1 protein-coding gene is annotated in these 667 nt (G+C 44.2%); it reads left to right on the top strand.

Features of this window, described 5'->3' with window-relative positions; all coding sequences use genetic code 11:
• Nucleotides 1-667 (top strand): DUF6443 domain-containing protein (locus tag BW716_RS34225; protein ID WP_235644019.1); only part of this gene is annotated, 667 nt, incomplete at both ends.

Consider the following 667-nt stretch of genomic DNA (forward strand, 5'->3'; position numbering starts at 1 on the left):
TGACGACACAATACCTGGACGGATTGGGACGTCCCTTACAAACTGTAGAGAGAAGGATCAGTCCTAACGGCAATGATATGGTTACCGCCTATACATACGATTCTCTTGGCAGGCAACAATATCAATACCTGCCCTATATACATCAACAGGATAGTGCCCATAATGGAAAAATAAAGTCAGATCCATTTGCGGCACAAGCATCTTTTTATCAAAATACTGCACTCAACCCCGGCATCGCAAATGAACATGTGTACTATAGCCAGACTGAGTATGAAGCCTCTCCACTAAACCGGGTATTAAAGAAATGGGACCCCGGTGATAGTTGGGCACAAACGGGCGGAAATCATCCGGTAGAAATGCAGTACTATTACAATACCAGCGACGATGCTGTGCTGATCTGGAAAATTGCAATTAGTAAAAAAAACTGTTCCACCACTGCTACTTATGGTTCCGGTTCCGCAACTCTTCCTGATACTGCCGGCATATACAGTACCGGGCAGCTCAATAAAAACATTTCAATTGATGAAGCAGGGCACCAGGTGATAGAATACAAGAACAAAGACGGCCAACTCATTCTCAAAAAAGTACAATTGGCCGATAGTCCTGGTAAAGCCCATGATGGATGGTTATGCACCTACTATGTGTATGACGATCTGGGTAGTCTTCG

It is taken from the genome of [Flexibacter] sp. ATCC 35208 (assembly GCF_001975825.1).
GTDB lineage: Bacteria > Bacteroidota > Bacteroidia > Chitinophagales > Chitinophagaceae > Chitinophaga.